The organism is Arthrobacter citreus, assembly GCF_038405225.1.
GTDB lineage: Bacteria > Actinomycetota > Actinomycetes > Actinomycetales > Micrococcaceae > Arthrobacter_B > Arthrobacter_B citreus_A.
Genome location: NZ_CP151657.1, coordinates 2,417,209 through 2,433,983, shown reverse-complemented (window position 1 = coordinate 2,433,983; position 16,775 = coordinate 2,417,209). Strand labels below are relative to the sequence as shown.

Below are 16,775 nucleotides of genomic sequence, written 5' to 3'. Positions count from 1 at the left end.
CTGACGAGGTCACCGATTCCGAACTGGACTGGCCGCTGATGGTGTTCGAATCCTTGTAGGAGGACGACACCTCGATCTTGCGGGGCTTCGCCCTTTCGCTGACCGGAATCAGAACGCTGAGGACGCCGTTCTCGTACTTGGCGGAGATGCCTTCAATGTTGATCCCCTGCCCAAGGTTCAGCTGGCGCAGGAATGACCCGGATTCACGTTCCCGGGTCAGCCAGGTAACGCTGTCAGAGGCCTGGATGGTGCGTTCTGCCCGGATGGTCAGCAGTTGCCCGTCCACATCCACATCGACGGAACCCGGATCAATGCCGGGCAGATCGGCATTCAGGATGTAGTGGTCGCCCTCTCGGTAGAGGTCAATGGGCATCAACCGCAGCCGCTGCCGCGGATCCAGCAGGGCTCCTGCCATCCGGTCGAGCTCGCGGAATGGATCAAACTTCATGGCCATCTGTCATCAACTCCTAACGCCCACCTGCACGGCAGGCGAATCGATATTCGGAACTTCTGAAGGGTCGATAACTTGAGTCACATCGGCTCAAGAATGAATTCAGATTAGCACTCGGCATGTACGAGTGCCAGAACCCATAGCGGTTTCACCGCCCAGAACAGCAAGATTTTTTTCGCGCGCCGTTCAGTCAACCGGCCACTCGTGCACCGGGGCATTGGTGTGCATGTTTTCCCAGTATCTGCGGGTCATTTCCGCCAGGGCCGGCCTGCGTTCCATCCCCTCGCCCTCAAGCCGCCGCAGATAGGCGATCTGCCAGGAGGCCCCGTTTTGTTCCGTGCGGGCCCTTTCCCGGACCACATCCAGATACCGCCCAATCAGATGGTCGTCCACGCCCAGCTCACGGAGCCCTTCGGCAGCCTGCGGAATCAGGTGGCGGATGATCAGCTCGGCGACAGGGGTTTCACCGATGCCCGGCCAGTACACGGTGGCTTCCAGCCCTGAACGGGCGCAGGCAAGGAAGTTGTCCGCGGCGCTCTTGAATGCCAGCCGGCTCCACAGGGGACGATCGGCGGTGCGCAAATGATGCACCAGTCCGTAAAAGAAAGCGGCGTTGGCAACAACGTCCAGCACTGTGGGGCCGGCCGGAAGGATCCGGTTCTCCAGACGCAGGTTGGGGGTGTGATCCCCGGGATCATAGATCGGGCGGTTCCACCGGTACACCGTCCCGTTGTGCAGGCGCAGTTCCGGGAGCAGGGGAGCCCCGGCTGCCGTGGATCCTCCGCTGCTGCGTGAGAGTTCCGGCAGGAGGGCGGGGAAGTAGCGGACGTTTTCCTCGAACAAATCGAAGATTGATGTAATCCACCGTTCGCCGAACCAGACCCGTGGCCGCACACCCTGGTTCCTCATCTCGGGCGGACGGGTGTCAATGGCCTGCTTGAAGAGCTCAATGCGGGTTTCATGCCACAGGACGTGTTCCAGGAAGACGGGGGAGTTGGCGGCCAGGGCAACCTGTGGCGCGGCAATGATCTGGGCCGCATTCCAGGCCGGGGCAAAGTCCTCCGGGCTCACCTCAAGGTGAAGCTGCACCGAGGTGCAGGCTGCCTCCGGGGCGATGTTCTTGGCGTAAAAGGACAAGGGTTCAGCGCCCCGCAAATCCACGTGCACGTCTTCGCCGCGTGCCTGGAGGACGGAAGTGTTCAACGCGGCGTAGCGCTTGCCCGCGCTCAACCATTCCTTGTCCTCAAGCACGGCGGGCTGAAGTGTCGGCAGGATTCCCACCATGAGGATCTCGGTTTTCACGTCGGCAGCGCGTGTGTCGGCACGGTTCAGCTGGTATCGGAGGGAGTCTTCGAGGTCCCTCAGGCCCGAGCCCTTGATGGAAAGGGCCGGATGGTTCATCTCAATGTTGAAGGCGCCGATTTCGGTTTGGAAAGCCGGATCCGCGATCTCCTCGAGGACGGCCGCGTTCCTGAGCGCGGGAGCGAAATCCTGATTCGTCAGGTTCAGCTCAAGTTCAAGGCCGATGCTGCACGTATCGGCAAACGTGGCGGTGGAAAGATAACCGGCAAACCGGTCAAGGTTCTCCAGCAGCCGCTGACGGTAACGCGTTCGCTGCTCGCGGCTGTACGTTTTGCTGTTCACTTCGGCGCCCATCGTCTGAAGATAACCATGGGCGCCGAAGGATGTATAGCGTGCGGGGTGGTGAAACCCGAAAAAGACGGGCGCGGTACGAAAAAAGACGCCCGCCGTGACCGGAAGGCCCGGTGCGCAGCCCCGGCCGGGAGGCGGGAGGTCCAACCGGCCGGGAACCGGCGGATCTAGGACCGCAGCAGGCCCTGGAGGACGTTGCTGGCCCGCTGCATTTCACCGTGCTGGGCACCCATGACGATCACGGCGCCGGAGAAAAGCGGGATTGACCACTGCAGCAGCTTCAGCTGGCGCTGCGCTGATTGCAGTTCCTTGGAAGCGGCCGGGTACGGTTCCGTCGCTCCCACGGCACCCTCCTCGGAGTACTTTTCCACTTTGCGCCCGACGATGCCGGCATAAAGGGTCACCAGTGCGCCAACCACGGTAACGCAGGTTTTGTAGATGGTTGCCGACCCCACCCCTTCCTGCTTCGCCACTCGGCCTTTGTTGTCTCCGATGAGCGCCAGTCCGGCGACGAAATGCGAGATGATCGCGGCTGATTGAACCGGGGCCCATTTCTTCCATCCCAGGCTGGAGAGCCGGGTGCGCTCCGCCGGGTCTTTGGCCTCGGCCGCCGCGCCGTTGAGCCCGATGGCCCCCATCAGTGAACCTCCGAACCACGCGGCCGCGGTGAGGTCGTGCACGGACCGGGCAAACAAATTTCCTGCCACTGGAATCTCCTCTTGCTTTGGATCGGATACAGCTTGGATCGGATCGAACTGCGGATTGGATTGAGCAAAAACCGACGCCCGGGGGCGGCGGTCTGGCCGCCAGCCAATCACGTGCTCCCGGGGCTCCACAAGGGTGCCGGGCGGGTCCGGCCGGGCCGTTGCCGGCTGGGTGGATCAAGGGTTACAAAAAAATCCTAAGTGTGCTTACTTCAGCTTTACTAACAGGTACTAAGTGTGCTTATTATCAAGTATGTTCGTCTAGCTGATCTTCATCGGCAAGGATTCTGATTCTCCATCCGCAACGATTCATGAGAGAGAGTGACGATGACGGAAAACGAGTGGCCCAGAGACGGAAGTCATGCCGCAACCCCGGCCCAGGAAAATTCATCCGATGCCAAGTCCGCCAAAGCGGGTGCAGCTAAGGAACAGGCTGCCGGTCTCGCACAGGACGCCGCAGGAAGCGCCCAGCACGTGGCGGAAACCGCTAAGACCGAGGCCGCCGGGGTTGCCTCAGAAGTGACGGCCAACGCCAGGGACCTCTTTGACCAGGCGCGGAGCGACCTCACCAATCAGGCTGGTGTCCAGCAGCAGAAGGTTGCTGAGGGTCTTCGCTCCGTAGCGGGCGAGCTGCATTCCATGGCTGATAATTCCGATCAGCCCGGTGTCGCCTCGGACTTGGTCCGGCAGGCAGCCGAACGTTCATCCTCCGTTGCCTCCTGGCTCGACAACCGGAATCCCGGCTCCCTGGTCGACGAAGTCAAGTCCTTTGCCCGGCAGCGGCCTGTCGCGTTCCTTGCCATTGCTGCAGGTGCCGGATTCCTGGCCGGGAGGCTCAACAAGGGGCTCAGCGCCGGCTTGCCCGAAAGCCAGTCCACGCCCGGTCCCCGGAACACAGCGGGCAGCGGAACAATGACAACGCCGGAAACGATTTATCCGCCCGAGCCTCCGGTCCAGCCCACGTATGCCGGGACCGGAACCGTCAATACGGGGGGAGTGGCAGATGATCCGTTCGCCACGGAGCCCACCCACCCTGCAGGACGCCCGCCGGTATCGGATGACCAGCTGCCGGCATCGGGGACGCGCGCCAGTGATCCTTTTAGCGGTGGTCGGCACTGATGAGCACAGAAATCCCTGAACCGCCCCCCACAAAGGCTGAGAGCACATCCCTGGGAGATCTGCTCGGGCAGGTGACGCAGGATATGTCCACTTTGATGCGTCAGGAAGTGGAACTGGCGAAGGTTGAGCTGAAACAGTCAGCCACCCGTGCAAGTAAAGGAGCCGGCATGTTCGCCGGCGCCGCAGTGGGCGGATACTTTGTCCTCCTGTTTCTCTCCATCGCGCTCTGGCAGGCTCTCGGGAACCTGATCGGCTTGGGCTGGTCGGGGCTCGTCGTGGCCGTCATCTGGGCAATTATTGCCGCCGTGCTCGCGATGCGCGGACGTACTGAAATGCGGAAGATCAAGGGAATGCCCCAGACATCCGAGACCCTGCAGGAAATCCCCGGAACCCTTAAACCGAATGAGGACCCACGATGAGCGAAAATCCCGATGCGATACGGGCAGACATTGAAGAAACCCGCCGCCGGCTTGGAAGCAATGTGGACGCGGTGGCTGACAAGGTCACCCCATCCCACATTGTTCAGCGGCAGACCGACAAGATGAAGGACGCTGTCTCCGGCGTCAAGGACAGAGTGATGGGAGCTGCAGATTCCATGACGGACAAGGTTCAGTCCGGCACCGGTTCAGCGTCCGACGGCGTTTCGCGCGCCGGTTCGGCAGTGGGCGAGGCGCCGCAGAAGCTTACCGCGAAGGCGCAGGGCAACCCGATTGCCGCCGGGCTCATTGCCTTTGGCGCCGGGCTTTTGGCGGCTTCACTGATTCCCGCCAGCGAGAAGGAACGCGTGGCGGCGGACAACATCAAGACAGCGGCGGAGCCCCTGACGACCCAGGTCACCGACACGGCGAAGGAAATGGCGCAGGGCCTCAAGGAGCCAGCACAGGAAGCCATGGAGAACGTCAAGGCGACGGCTACTGAGGCTGCCCAGAACGTCAAGCAGGAGGGCCAGGGTGCTGCAGGCGATGTGAAGAGCAAAGCCACCGACGCCCAGGACAACGTCCGCAACGCCTGAGGGCAGCCCAGACCGGCCCGCCGGCCTTGGTATCGGTTGACGAAAGCGGTCCTGCTTGTGCAGGGCCGCTTTCTCCGCGCTGTCCTGAGAACGGTCAGGCGGTTCGGCGACGGTGATTCAGCGACGGCGATTCAACGACGGCGATTCAGCGACGGCGATTCAACGACGGACGGGTGGACGGACGGTAACGCCGTCGTTCGGGTAATGCACTCCCATTTGGGTGCGGGCGTCATCAAAAAGCCGCATGGTTTGCAGGGAATGGTCCCAGCTCATGGTGGGGGACTCGGGGAGCCCTGATTGGATGCAGCGGGTGGTTTCGCGCAGCTCATACGTATAGCCGTTGCCCACCTGCGGAAACCGCTCCACCCGCTGGTCGCCATGGAAGGGGGCAACGGTGAGCTCCACCGGATTGTGAAGCGGCGCCCCGGTCCGCAGCCATCCCTTCGCTCCGGAAATGGTGGCTGTGCGGGTGCCGAGGGAGACAAGCGATGACATCAGCTGCGCCGAGGCACCGGAGGGATAGGTTAGAAGCAGGGCATTCTGCCGGTCGACACCCGTCCCGGTGATGGCGCCGACAGCCGACACACTTTCCGGGAATCCGAGGGCTCCCACGGCCAGCGTCAGCGGGTACACCGTAAGGTCCAGCAGCGCTCCGGCACCTGTCTCAGGATCTGTCTCTGGATCCGAAGCCCGGCCTTCAGGCCCGGGACCGGATGGGAACCCCAGGTCCGCCTGCACCCATTGAACGTCGCCCAGTTCACCGCTGGCGAGGATTTCCCAGACCCGATTAACACAGGGCAGGAACCGTGTCCATACCCCCTCCATCAGGAAGAGCCCCCGGGTGGACGCAATTCCTATGAGGTCCTCCGCTTCCCGGGCGTTGGTGGTGAGCGACTTTTCACAGAGCACGTTTTTACCGGCCAGCAGAGCCGCCCTGGATATTTCATAGTGCTGCGGCTGGGGAGCCGCGACGTAGACAACGTCCACTTCGGGATCCTCAACCAATTGCGCATATCCGGTGGCCCGGGGGTTGTCGAAGCAGGCGCGCGCGACTCCAAACCGGTCGGCAAACTCGACGGCAGAGGATTCATGGCGGGAGCTCACGCACTGCAGGACCGCATCCTCCAGCCGCGCGATGTCCTCGGTGACTTTGGCTGCAATGTTGCCCGTTGAGACCACGCCCCAGCGGAGTGTTCGTCCGGTTTTCCGAACCGGGCTGGGTGCCCCCGGGACTGCACACGGCGGGACGGGAATGTGCGGGGCGTTCATGGTCCTCTTCTCTGAGAAACACGCACAGTTGGGTTGCTACAGCTAAACCCCGGCCCGCGGCAGCCGTCAACATTCGAACCCAACCCCGGGCCCGCACACCCGCTATTGGCTGCTGGCCTCCGGCTCAACTTCCAGCGCATCACGGTGAGCGGCGGCGGTCACGAGGTAATTGGCGGCATTGGCCTGCACTCCGGCAAATTCCTCGTCGGTGAGCTGGCGCCGGACCTTAGCGGGAACGCCGGCCACCAGGGACCGGGGCGGAATAACGGTCCCTTCCAGCACCACGGCGCCGGCCGCGACCAGGGAGCCGGTACCCACGACTGCACCGTTCATGACCGTGGCGCTCATTCCGATGAGGCAGTCGTCTTCGATGGTGCAGCCATGGACCACCGCATTGTGGCCGATGCTGACACGCTCACCCACAGTGGTCGGGAACCCGGGATCAGCATGGAGCACCACGTTGTCCTGCAGGTTGCTGCCGGCACCAACGCGGATAGAATTGGAGTCCCCGCGGACACAGACGCCGTAGAAGGCACTGGATCCCGGCGCCATCAAAACATCACCGATAAGTGACGCTGTGGGAGCGAGGAAAACTGAAGAGTCGATGTCCGGGGTCCGGCCCCGGAGCGAAATAACGTAAGCCATGGGGCCAGCCTAGCCGGACACCCCGCACACGGCGGTGAGGCCTTCGCCGGTTGCGCCGCACGGCAACCGCGCACCCCGGAGAAGGGTGCTCACCTCAGTTGAAAACGATGGTCCGCTTTCCGTCCAGCAGGACGCGGTGCTCGGCGTGCCACTGCACGGCCTTCGAGAGCGTCCGGCCTTCGACGTCGCTGCCGAGCGCTACCAGCTGTGACGCTGAGCGGGCGTGGTCCACCCGGATGACTTCCTGCTCAATGATGGGTCCCTCGTCCAGATCCGACGTCACGTAGTGCGCAGTGGCGCCGATGAGCTTCACGCCGCGGGCATGTGCCTGATGGTATGGCTTGGCGCCCTTGAACGAGGGCAGGAAGGAATGATGGATGTTGATGGCGCGGCCGGAGAGATCCCGGCACAGCTGGTTGCTGAGGATCTGCATGTAGCGGGCCAGCACCACCAGCTCAATATCCAGATCCTGCATCAGTCCGCGCAGCTGGGCTTCAGCGGCCTCCTTGCCGCCGGGCAGAACGGGGATGTGGTGGAACGGGACGCCGTAGAAGGCGGCAAGCCCGGCGAGGTCCTGGTGGTTTGAAACGATGGCCGGGATCTCGATGGGCAGTGTCCCGGCGCGCTGCCGGAAAAGGAGGTCGTTCAGGCAGTGTCCGGACTTCGAAGCCATGATCAGCGTTCGCACCGGCGCTCCGGCGGCGTGCAGCTGCCACTCCATGCCAAACGCCTGCGCTACCGGAGCCAGGGTTTCCCGCACCTCGGCGTGGGAACCGGGAGCCGTGAAATCGACCCGCATGAAGAACGTTCCCGTTTCCGGGCTGCCGTACTGCTGGGATTCGGTGATGTTTCCCCGCGCCGCAACAAGGCCGCCGGATACGGCATGCACTATTCCTGCCTGGTCCGGGCAGGACAGGGTCAGGGTGTAGGCGGGAGCTTTGGAGGGTGCGGCTGAGGCTGCCGGGGAAGCGGGAATGTCGGTCACCCTTCAAGGTTACCCGTCCGTGCGGCACTCCCTTAGGCTAAGGAAATGGACGTAACTTTCATGCCGCTCTCCGATAAGGATGTCGAAGAGCTGGTCAAGTTCCTGACCACCAACAGCTTTCCGTACCACCGGATCACCGCTCCGTCGGAGGAACTGGTGCGTCAGCTCATTATGGACGGCAGGTTCGAAGCCGACGACGTCCGCACCTATTGGGTGTACGGGGACAACCACCGGCTGGGACTGGCCATAGTGGAACGGCTGCAGAGCCAGTGCCCCACCTTTGACCTGCGGTTGGTGGAGGAAGCCCGGGGACAGGGGGTAGGGGTCCCGGTTCTCCAGGCCTTGACCGGGCTGGTTTTCGACAGCCAGCCTCAGGCGCACCGGTTTGCGGGCAGGACCCGCGAGGACAATGTGGCGATGCGTAAAACGTTTCTCCGGTCCGGGTTCCTCAAGGAAGCCCATTACCGGGAGGACTGGCTGCTTGACGACGGCACCAGGATTGCGTCGGTTACGTACGCAGTGCTGCGCCGCGACTGGGAACAGGGGATTCGGACGGAGTTCTCCTGGGAGGACGTGGAGTAGCAGCCGGACCTAGCAGGTCCAATGCTGCCAGGGCTGCCGCCCGCCCCGCCCTTGTGGCGCCAAGCGTCGACGCCGACTCGCCGTAGCCCACCAGGAACAGCTGCGGCAGCTTCTCCACCTGCGGACCGTTCATGCGGATACCGCCTCCGGGCTCGCGCAGATGCAGGGGAGCCAGATGGTTCAGCGCCGCACGGAAGCCCGTGGCCCAGAGAATGACGTCGGCCCCGGCGGCGCTGCCGTCGGCAAAAACGGCCCCGTCCGCAGTGATCCGGGTAATCGGGCCGCGGGAGATAAGGACGCCGGCGTCGATCCCCGCCTCATACTGGGGCGTCAGCGGCAGCTTGGTGGCCGCCACAACGCTGAGCGGTGGAAGCCCGGCGCGGGTGCGCCCGCTGACCCGCTGCTCGACGTCCCTGCCCCATTCCGTGTCGAAGGGTGTCCGGGTGAACTCGGGCGGGCGGCGGGTGGACCACACTGTCTGCGCGCCGGCGTCGTTGAGCTGCAGCAGGAACTGGACTGCCGATGTTCCGCCGCCGACCACGAGCACGCGGCGGCCGGTGAAGTCCCCGGCGCTGCGAAAATCATGGGTGTGCAGCTGGAGCCCGCGGAAGGTTTCCTGGCCCGGATAGCTGGGCCAGTAGGGTTTGTCCCACGTTCCGGTCGCGTTGATAACGGCCCGCGCCCGCCAGGACCCGCGGTCCGTATCGATCCGCAGCAGGCCGCCGCCGTCGTCGTTTTCGGCGTCGTTCCCGCTGACCTTCAGCACCCGGACCGGACGCTGCACCTGCAATCCAAACTCAGCCTCGTAGCTTCCGTAGTAGCGGCTGACAACTGACGACGCCGGCTCCCGGGGATCAGGGGTGCCCAGGGCCAGATTTGGCAGGTCATGAATGCCGTGGGCGGACCCCAGGGTCAGCGAATCCCAGCGGTGCCGCCAAGCACCGCCGGGTCCTTCGTTGGCGTCCAGCACCACGAACCCGGTTCCGGCTGCGAGTCCGCGGCGCTGCAGGTAATACGCGGCGCTCAACCCTGCTTGGCCGGCGCCAATGACCGCAACGTCCACCGTTTGGTCCTGCGCCACTTGCCCGTCCTTTATCAAGATGCCCATCCTTCATCATGGTCTGCTGCCTGGTTCAACCCGCTCGCCCCCGCCGCCTATTCCATGAGTCCGGTTTCGACGCATTTGGGTGTCCGGCCGATGTGATCCGCTACGATAAAAATGTCGCAACTGGCGTTAGGTGGGCCACCACCAGGGAGCGGCCAAGCATCACAGACCACGGATCGCACGCCTGGGCCGGAGGTCAAGCCACCGTCTGTCTGCCATGCCCGGATGCTTTGTTGTTTCCAGAGCGCGGGAGTGCCGGCAGGTAGCCTGACCCATAGAACCCCTTTCCCAGGAGATCCTCGTGAGACTGTCCACCCAACCCGTGACCGACGCGAAGCTATCCGACGTCGACCCGGAAATTGCCGCCGTCCTGAATGATGAGCTGGCACGCCAGCGCAACACCCTGGAAATGATCGCTTCGGAGAATTTCGCCCCGAGGTCGGTCCTTGAGGTCCAGGGATCCGTCCTGACCAACAAATACGCCGAGGGTTATCCCGGCCGGCGCTATTACGGCGGCTGCGAACATGTTGATGTTGCCGAGAACCTGGCCATCGACCGGGTAAAGGCCCTGTTCGGAGCCGAGTTCGCGAACGTCCAGCCGCACTCGGGAGCCTCGGCCAACGCAGCTGCGCTCGCCGCCATGATCACCCCGGGCGAAAAGCTGATGGGCCTGAACCTGGCCCACGGCGGGCATCTGACCCACGGCATGAAGCTGAACTTCTCCGGCAAGCTCTACGAAGTTGCCGCCTACGGCGTGGACGAGCAGACGCACCGGGTGGACATGGACAAGGTCCGGGAGCAGGCGCTTGCGGAACGCCCGCAGGTTATTGTGGCCGGCTGGTCCGCTTACCCCCGCCACCTGGACTTCGACGCATTCCGTTCCATTGCCGATGAGGTTGGCGCGTACCTGTGGACCGATATGGCCCACTTCGCCGGTCTCGTGGCCGCCGGACTGCACCCCAACCCGGTTCCCGCCTCCGACGTCGTCACGTCCACGGTCCACAAGACTCTGGCCGGCCCCCGCTCAGGCATCATCCTGGCCAAGGAACAGTACGGCAGGAAGCTGAACTCCAGCGTTTTCCCGGGCCAGCAGGGCGGACCGCTGATGCACGTCATTGCCGCCAAGGCCGTGGCCTTCAAGATCGCCGGATCCGAAGAGTTCCGGGAACGGCAGGAACGGGTCCTGGAAGGCGCCCGGATCATTGCCGACCGGCTCACCGCACCCGATGTGGCGGAGCACGGCGTTTCCGTCCTGACCGGCGGAACCGATGTGCACCTGATCCTGGTGGACCTGCGCCACTCGGCCCTGGACGGCAAGCAGGCCGAGGATCTGCTGCACTCCGTGGGAATCACCGTGAACCGCAATTCGGTTCCGTTCGACCCCCGCCCGCCGATGGTCACCTCCGGGCTGCGCATCGGCACCCCCGCCCTGGCCACCCGCGGTTTCGGTGCCCCGGAGTTCACCGAGGTGGCCGAAATTATTGCGGCCGCCCTGAAACCATCCCCCGACGTCGACGCACTGCGGGCGCGGGTCACCGCGCTTGCTGAGAATTTCCCGCTGTACCCGGGACAGGAAGAGTGGTAACGAGCATGGAAAAGGGAAGCAACATGGAAGGCTCCATCACAACGGATAACACCGACACCCCGGAAAGCTCCGAGGAAAGCGGCGTGAATCTGGCCTGGGAGAAGAAGGAGAGGACCGACTTCGGTACTCCCGTGGCTGCGCAGATCCTGGACGGACGCAAGGCAGCAAAGGACATCAAGGATGAACTGGCGCAGCGCGTTGCCGTCCTGAAGGACGAACACGGCATCACCCCGGGGCTGGGAACCGTCCTGGTGGGCGACGACCCCGCCTCGCATTCCTACGTTGGCGGCAAGCACAAGGACTGCGCGCAGGTGGGCATCAACTCCATCCGCCGCGACCTGCCGGAAGACATCAGCCAGGAAGGCCTGGAACAGGTCATCGATGAGCTGAACGCGGATCCGGCCACCACCGGCTACATTGTCCAGCTTCCGCTGCCGGCGCACATCGACACCAACGCCATCCTCGAGCGGATCGCTCCGGAGAAGGACGCCGACGGCCTGCACCCGGTGAACCTTGGACGCCTGGTGCTGAACGTCAGCGAACCCATGACGGCGCCCCTGCCCTGCACTCCGCACGGAATCGTGCAGCTGCTGGTGCGCAACGGCATATCGCTCAACGGCAAAAAGGTGCTGGTGGTGGGCCGCGGCGTCACCGTGGGCCGGCCGCTGGGCCTGCTGCTGACCCGGCGCCCGATCAACGCGACCGTCACCCTGGCGCACACCGGGACCGTGGACCTCTACACGCACCTGCAGGAAGCCGATGTGGTGGTGGCTGCCGCCGGATTCCCCGAAATGATTCGGGCCGAGGACCTCAAGCCCGGCGCGATTGTCCTGGATGTGGGGGTCACCCGGGTCACCGATCCCGAGACCGGCAAGACCACCCTCACCGGCGATGTGGAGAAGGCAGCGGCCGACGTCGCATCCTGGATTTCGCCGAACCCCGGCGGAGTGGGTCCCATGACCCGGGCCATGCTGCTGTCCAACGTTGTGGAGGCAGCCGAGCGCGCAGCGGGCATCCTCGCCTAACTGTTCCTCAGGTCGGGGCTGGTGCACTAGGCTGTTCGAGTGCCGCAGATCACATCAGCCCCGACTGTCCCCAAGACCGCCTCCTCCACCGTCATTTCGGCCCGGAACCTCCGCAAGACCTACGGCGATTTCCACGCCGTTGACGGCATCAGCTTCGACGTCCCGGCAGGGGAGTCCTTTGGGCTCCTCGGCCCCAACGGCGCCGGCAAATCCACCACCATGAAAATGATCGGCGGCGTGTCATCGCGCACCTCCGGGGACCTCACCATCATGGGCCTGGACCCGGACCGGTACGGGCCCGAGGTGCGTGCCCACCTGGGGGTGGTGCCGCAGCAGGACAACCTGGATGAAGACCTGCGCGTGCGCGACAACCTCCTGGCCTACGGCCGGTACTTCGGCCTGCCCAAGAGCTATCTGGGACCGAAGGCTGATGAGCTGCTGGAATTCGCCCAGCTGACGGACAAGGCCAGGGCCCGGGTGGATTCGCTCTCCGGCGGTATGAAGCGGCGGCTGACCATCGCCCGGTCGCTCATTAACGACCCCAAGATCCTGCTGCTGGATGAACCCACTACGGGACTGGACCCGCAGGCGCGCCATATCCTCTGGGACCGGCTGTTCCGGCTCAAGGAAGCCGGCGTCACGCTGATCCTGACCACCCACTACATGGACGAAGCGGAGCAGCTGTGCGACCGACTGGTGGTGGTGGACAAGGGAAAGATCATGGCGGAAGGATCACCCGCTGCCCTGATCCGTGAGCATTCCACGAGGGAGGTACTGGAACTGCGCTTCGGTTCTGAGCGCAATACAACGGTGGCCGGCGAACTGGAAGGAATCGGGAGCCGGATCGAAACCCTCCCGGACCGCGTCCTGATCTATGCCGACGACGGCGAGGCCGCCCTGGAGGCGGTCAGCTCCCGCGGACTGCGTCCCATCACCTCGCTGGTGCGCCGCTCATCCCTCGAAGACGTGTTCCTTCGGCTGACCGGCAGGAGCCTCATTGACTGAGCGGCAGCTTTCAGGCAAGCCGGTGGGGGAAGCAGGTGCAGGCCAGCATGCTGTGCTGGGGCTGCGTTCTCCGCTGACACCGGAGCAAACAGCGTCCCGGGCGAGGCGCTTCGGCGCCTTCTACTACGCCGAAATGTGGATCCGGCGGATGCGCGGCTACGGGTGGACCGTGCTCATGACCGCGGTGGGGACCCCTCTGGTGTACCTCTTCGGCATGGGCGTGGGCCTGGCGTCGCTGGTGGACACCGGTGACGCGGCGTTCGACGCCGGCGACGGGACCACGGTCTCCTACCTCGTCTTCGTGGCACCTGCCCTGTTGGCCACCGCAGCCATCATGGTGGCCAGCGAAGAAAACACCTACACGGTCATGGGCGGCTTCAAATGGCACCGCACCTATTACGGTCCCAACGCGTCGCCGCTTTCCAGCAACCAGCTGGTGGACGGGCACCTGATCGGTTTCTCGGTCCGGCTGCTCATCACCACCGGCACGTACTTCCTGTTCCTGCTGCTCTTCGGCGCAGTGGAACAGCCCGCCACAGCGTGGCTGATGATTTTCACCGCGATTCTCGGCGGTGTGGCCTTCGGGCTGTCGCTCATGGCTTTCAGTGCGTCATTGGTGGAAGACAAGGGGCAGTTCGCGATGGTGCAGCGGTTCATCGTGATGCCGCTGTTCCTGTTCTCCGGCACCTTCTTTCCGCTGGAATCCCTGCCCGGGGCCATCCGCTGGATCGGCTGGATTTCTCCGCTGTGGCACTCCACCGAGCTTGGACGGATCCTCAGCTACGGCTACGCCGAGCCACCGGCACTCACCGCTGTCCATGTGGGCTATTTGCTGGTCCTCGGCTTTGTCGGCTGGGTGCTGGCACGCCGGAACTTCACCCGGAGGCTGGGAAAATGACCACGGACAACACGACGGCGCCGCCGCGCCTGGCGCCCGCCCAGCTGGACCCGGAGGGCCGTTTCCTGGGGTCCCTCTATGCCCGAAACATCCGCTCCGTCTTCGCCCGCGGGCTGAAGGCCACCTGGGGCAGCAACTGGTCCATCATGATCAGCGGGTTCGTGGAACCGGTGCTGTACCTGGTGGCCATGGGTATTGGCCTGGGTTCCCTGATTGGTACCGTTGCCGGCCCGGGCGGTGAGGAAATCGGGTACGCCAACTACATTGCCCCGGCACTGCTGGCCGTTTCAGCAATGAACGGAGCGGTGTACGACTCCACCATGAACGTCTTCTTCAAGCTCAACTACGCCAAGCTCTATGAAGGCATGCTGGCCACGTCCCTGGGGCCGCTCGACGTCGCCCTCGGGGAAATCCTTCTCGCCCTGCTGCGCGGTGCCATGTACGCAACGGGCTTTACGGCTGTCATGGCTGCCATGGGGCTGGTGACCTCTCCCTGGGCGCTGCTCATGATTCCCGCGGCCGTGGTGGTGGCCTTCGGGTTTGCCTCCTTCGGCATGGCCATCACCAGTTACATGAAGACCTTTCAGCAGCTGGACTGGGTGAACTTTGTCATGCTGCCCATGTTCCTGTTCTCCGCAACGTTCTATCCGCTGAGCGTGTACCCCCAGGGCCTCCAATGGGTGATCCAGGCCATGCCGCTCTGGCACGGAGTGGAAATGATGCGGCAGCTCAGCGTTGGCATGCTGACCTGGGCAACCGCCGGACACCTGCTGTACTTCGTGGTCATGATTGGTTTGGGCCTGGTGGTCACGACGGGTCGTCTTCGGTCCCTGTTTTTGAAGTAGCAGCCAGTTCCTGCCACGCCCTGCGGAAAACATGCTCGGCGGGTTCGCCAAACAGCACGAACTCCACGGACTTCACGGCACGGGCCGGATAGTCCAGTACCGTCCGCAGGGCCACCTCGGCCACGGTTGCCGGGTTCCAGCCGTAAACCCCGGCGCTGACGGCGGGGAAGGCCACCGTCTCGGCGCCGAGCTCTTCGGCAACATCCAGGGACCGGCGAAAACAGGATGCCAACAGCTCCGGGTCGGTTTCCCCGGCCCGGGCGTTGGGGCCAACGGTGTGGATGACCCACCGGGCCGGAAGGTCGAAGCCGGGAGTGGCCACCGCCTCCCCAACAGGCAGGCCGCCTGCCCAGTCTCCCGCGCGCAGTTCCCGGCATGCTGCGAGCAGCCGGGGTCCCGCTGCGCGGTGGATGGCTCCGTCCACGCCTCCGCCGCCCAGCAGCGAGGAATTGGCCGCGTTCACTATGGCGTCGGCGGTGCTGGCGGTGATGTCTCCGTTACTGATGCGAATCTGCATCCGGCCAGTCTTCCACCGGCCGCCGGTGCCGGCCAGTTAGCGGGCGAAGCGGCTGCACGCGGCTCCGGATCTTCCGAAACCGGAGGGCGGACCGGATCATGGGACACAAGCCAAACCCATGACGCCCGGCGATGCCCGGACGAAAAACCGGAGGAGTAATTATGGCTGACCAGTTTGCGGGAAAAACGGCCCTCGTGACGGGCGCCGGGTCGGGAATCGGCAAAGCCACGGCGATCGCGCTGGCCGCTGAAGGCGCCAACGTCGTCGTCAACGACCTGGACCTGGAAGCCGCGCAGGCGGTGGTCAACTCCATATCGGAGGCCGGGGGAACGGCAGTGCCGTCAGTCGGAGACGTGGGCAGCGCCGATGACGTCAAAGGCGCCGTGGGCACCGCCGTCAGCGAATTCGGCGGCCTGCACCTGGCCTTCAACAACGCCGGCATCAGCGGGCCTCTGGGCCTGGTGACGGAAATCGATCTGGAGGGCTACCGGCGGGTCATCGACGTGAACCTGAACTCGGTGTTCTACGGGATGTATTACCAAATCCCCGAAATGCAGAAGGCCGGCGGCGGGTCGATCGTCAACATGTCATCCATCCTTGGCCTGGTCGGGTCCGCTACCGCGGTTCCCTACGTGGCAGCCAAACACGGGGTGACCGGAATGACGCGCGCCGCCGCCCTGGGTTACGCCAACCAGGGCATCCGCATCAACTCGGTGCATCCGGGCTACATCGACACCCCGCTGCTCGAGGCCCTCCCGGAGGAGGCCTATGCATCACTGGTGGGAATGCATCCCGCGGGACGGCTCGGCACCGCGGATGAGGTGGCGCAGGTTGTCCTGTTCCTGCTCTCCGACCGGGCTGCCTTCGTGACCGGGGCACAGTACGCCGTGGACGGGGCCTACACCACGCAGTAAGCTGCGGCTGCAGTGAACTCCGCCGCCCCTGAGCCCCCCATCCACTGAAGGAGAACGCTGATGATCGGATCCTGGCATGCCACGGTCTTTGACTGCCCCAACCCGGATTCGCTGGCGTCCTTTTACGAGGACCTGCTGGGCATGATCCGGCTGGAGCACGACGACGACGGGTCCTGGATCACCATCGGCGACGCCCCGGACCGGCCCGCGCTCGCCTTCCAAAAGGTTTCCGGCTACACGCCGCCGCAATGGCCCGGCCAGGAGATACCGCAGCAGCTGCACTTGGACGTGAAGGTGGCCGACCTTGACCTGGCCGAGGCTCAGGTGCTTGCCCGCGGCGCCACCAGCATGGACAGCGGCACCGAAACCTTCAGGGTTTTCCTGGACCCCGCCGGTCACCCGTTCTGCCTCGTGGCGTGGTGAACGCAACGCCTCGATTTCGCCCCGGGTGGACGGTTTAG

Annotated in this window: 18 protein-coding genes, 1 pseudogene and 1 riboswitch; of the genes and pseudogenes, 11 read left to right on the top strand and 8 right to left on the bottom strand. The window is 64.3% G+C overall.

Annotation, left to right across the window (positions count from 1 at the left end):
- Window positions 1-61: 61 nt before the first annotated feature.
- The 3 genes and pseudogenes from AAE021_RS11245 to AAE021_RS11235 form a co-directional block, all read right to left on the bottom strand.
- Window positions 62-454: pseudogene (locus tag AAE021_RS11245) on the bottom strand (Hsp20/alpha crystallin family protein); the annotation flags it as partial.
- A 183-nt stretch (window positions 455-637) separates the two neighbouring features.
- Window positions 638-2,107 carry a glutamate--cysteine ligase gene (locus tag AAE021_RS11240; protein ID WP_342022417.1) on the bottom strand — a complete coding sequence of 490 codons (1,470 nt, stop codon included), beginning with the start codon at window positions 2,105-2,107 and terminating at the stop codon, window positions 638-640.
- Between the two features lie 164 nt (window positions 2,108-2,271).
- Window positions 2,272-2,811, bottom strand: coding sequence for a hypothetical protein (locus AAE021_RS11235; protein ID WP_342022416.1), 540 nt, complete (start codon window positions 2,809-2,811; stop codon window positions 2,272-2,274).
- A gap of 324 nt (window positions 2,812-3,135) precedes the next feature.
- On the opposite strand from AAE021_RS11235, the gene AAE021_RS11230 reads away from it, so the two are divergent.
- Genes AAE021_RS11230 through AAE021_RS11220 form a run of 3 tightly spaced genes read left to right on the top strand, consistent with a single transcriptional unit; the run spans window position 3,136 to window position 4,939 of the window.
- Entirely contained in the window at window positions 3,136-3,927 is a 792-nt protein-coding gene (locus AAE021_RS11230; protein WP_342022415.1) for a hypothetical protein, read from the top strand.
- A complete protein-coding gene (locus AAE021_RS11225; RefSeq protein ID WP_342022414.1) occupies window positions 3,927-4,346 on the top strand; it encodes a phage holin family protein in 420 nt (139 codons plus the stop codon). The genes AAE021_RS11230 and AAE021_RS11225 overlap by 1 nt, the downstream gene beginning before the upstream one ends.
- Window positions 4,343-4,939, top strand: coding sequence for a DUF3618 domain-containing protein (locus tag AAE021_RS11220; protein WP_342022413.1), 597 nt, complete (start codon window positions 4,343-4,345; stop codon window positions 4,937-4,939). Before AAE021_RS11225 ends, AAE021_RS11220 begins: the two co-directional genes overlap by 4 nt.
- Before the next feature lie 159 nt (window positions 4,940-5,098).
- Here AAE021_RS11220 and AAE021_RS11215 read toward each other — a convergent pair whose 3' ends face one another.
- The 3 genes from AAE021_RS11215 to purU all read right to left on the bottom strand — a co-directional run bounded on the left by AAE021_RS11215 (window position 5,099) and on the right by purU (window position 7,838).
- On the bottom strand, window positions 5,099-6,208 hold the full coding sequence (locus tag AAE021_RS11215; RefSeq protein WP_342022412.1) for a Gfo/Idh/MocA family oxidoreductase: 1,110 nt from the start codon (window positions 6,206-6,208) through the stop codon (window positions 5,099-5,101).
- A 102-nt stretch (window positions 6,209-6,310) separates the two neighbouring features.
- Window positions 6,311-6,853 carry a gamma carbonic anhydrase family protein gene (locus AAE021_RS11210; RefSeq protein WP_342022411.1) on the bottom strand — a complete coding sequence of 181 codons (543 nt, stop codon included), beginning with the start codon at window positions 6,851-6,853 and terminating at the stop codon, window positions 6,311-6,313.
- A 94-nt stretch (window positions 6,854-6,947) separates the two neighbouring features.
- On the bottom strand, window positions 6,948-7,838 hold the full coding sequence (purU, locus tag AAE021_RS11205) for a formyltetrahydrofolate deformylase (RefSeq protein ID WP_342022410.1): 891 nt from the start codon (window positions 7,836-7,838) through the stop codon (window positions 6,948-6,950).
- A gap of 45 nt (window positions 7,839-7,883) precedes the next feature.
- Here purU and AAE021_RS11200 point away from each other — a divergent pair, with 45 nt between their 5' ends.
- On the top strand, window positions 7,884-8,420 hold the full coding sequence (locus AAE021_RS11200) for a GNAT family protein (protein ID WP_342022409.1): 537 nt from the start codon (window positions 7,884-7,886) through the stop codon (window positions 8,418-8,420).
- Here the strand turns inward: AAE021_RS11200 and AAE021_RS11195 are convergent.
- Window positions 8,347-9,528 (bottom strand): NAD(P)-binding domain-containing protein, encoded by a 1,182-nt coding sequence (locus AAE021_RS11195; protein WP_425362394.1) that lies wholly within the window; start codon window positions 9,526-9,528, stop codon window positions 8,347-8,349. The two genes, AAE021_RS11200 and AAE021_RS11195, sit on opposite strands and share 74 nt — an antisense overlap.
- Window positions 9,529-9,634: 106 nt before the next feature.
- A riboswitch (ZMP/ZTP riboswitch) is annotated at window positions 9,635-9,722 on the top strand.
- A gap of 104 nt (window positions 9,723-9,826) precedes the next feature.
- Between AAE021_RS11195 and glyA the strand changes: the two genes are divergently transcribed.
- The 5 genes from glyA (at window position 9,827) to AAE021_RS11170 (ending at window position 14,883) form a co-directional block, all read left to right on the top strand.
- Complete coding sequence (gene glyA / locus AAE021_RS11190; protein ID WP_425362393.1) at window positions 9,827-11,110, top strand: serine hydroxymethyltransferase; 1,284 nt, start codon at window positions 9,827-9,829, stop codon at window positions 11,108-11,110.
- A 131-nt stretch (window positions 11,111-11,241) separates the two neighbouring features.
- The gene (locus tag AAE021_RS11185) at window positions 11,242-12,135 is read left to right on the top strand and encodes a bifunctional methylenetetrahydrofolate dehydrogenase/methenyltetrahydrofolate cyclohydrolase (protein WP_342025393.1); all 894 of its coding nucleotides are present in this window, start codon (window positions 11,242-11,244) and stop codon (window positions 12,133-12,135) included.
- Between the two features lie 39 nt (window positions 12,136-12,174).
- A complete protein-coding gene (locus AAE021_RS11180; protein WP_152222232.1) occupies window positions 12,175-13,140 on the top strand; it encodes an ABC transporter ATP-binding protein in 966 nt (321 codons plus the stop codon).
- Window positions 13,133-14,038: an ABC transporter permease gene (locus AAE021_RS11175; RefSeq protein ID WP_342022406.1), complete on the top strand. Its 906-nt coding sequence runs from the start codon at window positions 13,133-13,135 to the stop codon at window positions 14,036-14,038. The genes AAE021_RS11180 and AAE021_RS11175 overlap by 8 nt, the downstream gene beginning before the upstream one ends.
- The gene (locus AAE021_RS11170; protein WP_342022405.1) at window positions 14,035-14,883 is read left to right on the top strand and encodes an ABC transporter permease; all 849 of its coding nucleotides are present in this window, start codon (window positions 14,035-14,037) and stop codon (window positions 14,881-14,883) included. Before AAE021_RS11175 ends, AAE021_RS11170 begins: the two co-directional genes overlap by 4 nt.
- On the opposite strand, the gene AAE021_RS11165 is transcribed toward AAE021_RS11170, so the two are convergent.
- Window positions 14,846-15,400 (bottom strand): O-acetyl-ADP-ribose deacetylase, encoded by a 555-nt coding sequence (locus AAE021_RS11165; protein ID WP_342022404.1) that lies wholly within the window; start codon window positions 15,398-15,400, stop codon window positions 14,846-14,848. The genes AAE021_RS11170 and AAE021_RS11165 overlap by 38 nt on opposite strands.
- A 161-nt stretch (window positions 15,401-15,561) precedes the next feature.
- Between AAE021_RS11165 and AAE021_RS11160 the strand changes: the two genes are divergently transcribed.
- Both AAE021_RS11160 and AAE021_RS11155 read left to right on the top strand, forming a co-directional pair.
- Complete coding sequence (locus AAE021_RS11160; protein ID WP_342022403.1) at window positions 15,562-16,314, top strand: glucose 1-dehydrogenase; 753 nt, start codon at window positions 15,562-15,564, stop codon at window positions 16,312-16,314.
- Window positions 16,315-16,374: 60 nt separating this feature from the next.
- Window positions 16,375-16,737, top strand: a complete 363-nt coding sequence (locus tag AAE021_RS11155) for a VOC family protein (protein ID WP_342022402.1) — start codon at window positions 16,375-16,377, stop codon at window positions 16,735-16,737.
- The last annotated feature ends 38 nt before the right edge of the window (window positions 16,738-16,775 follow it).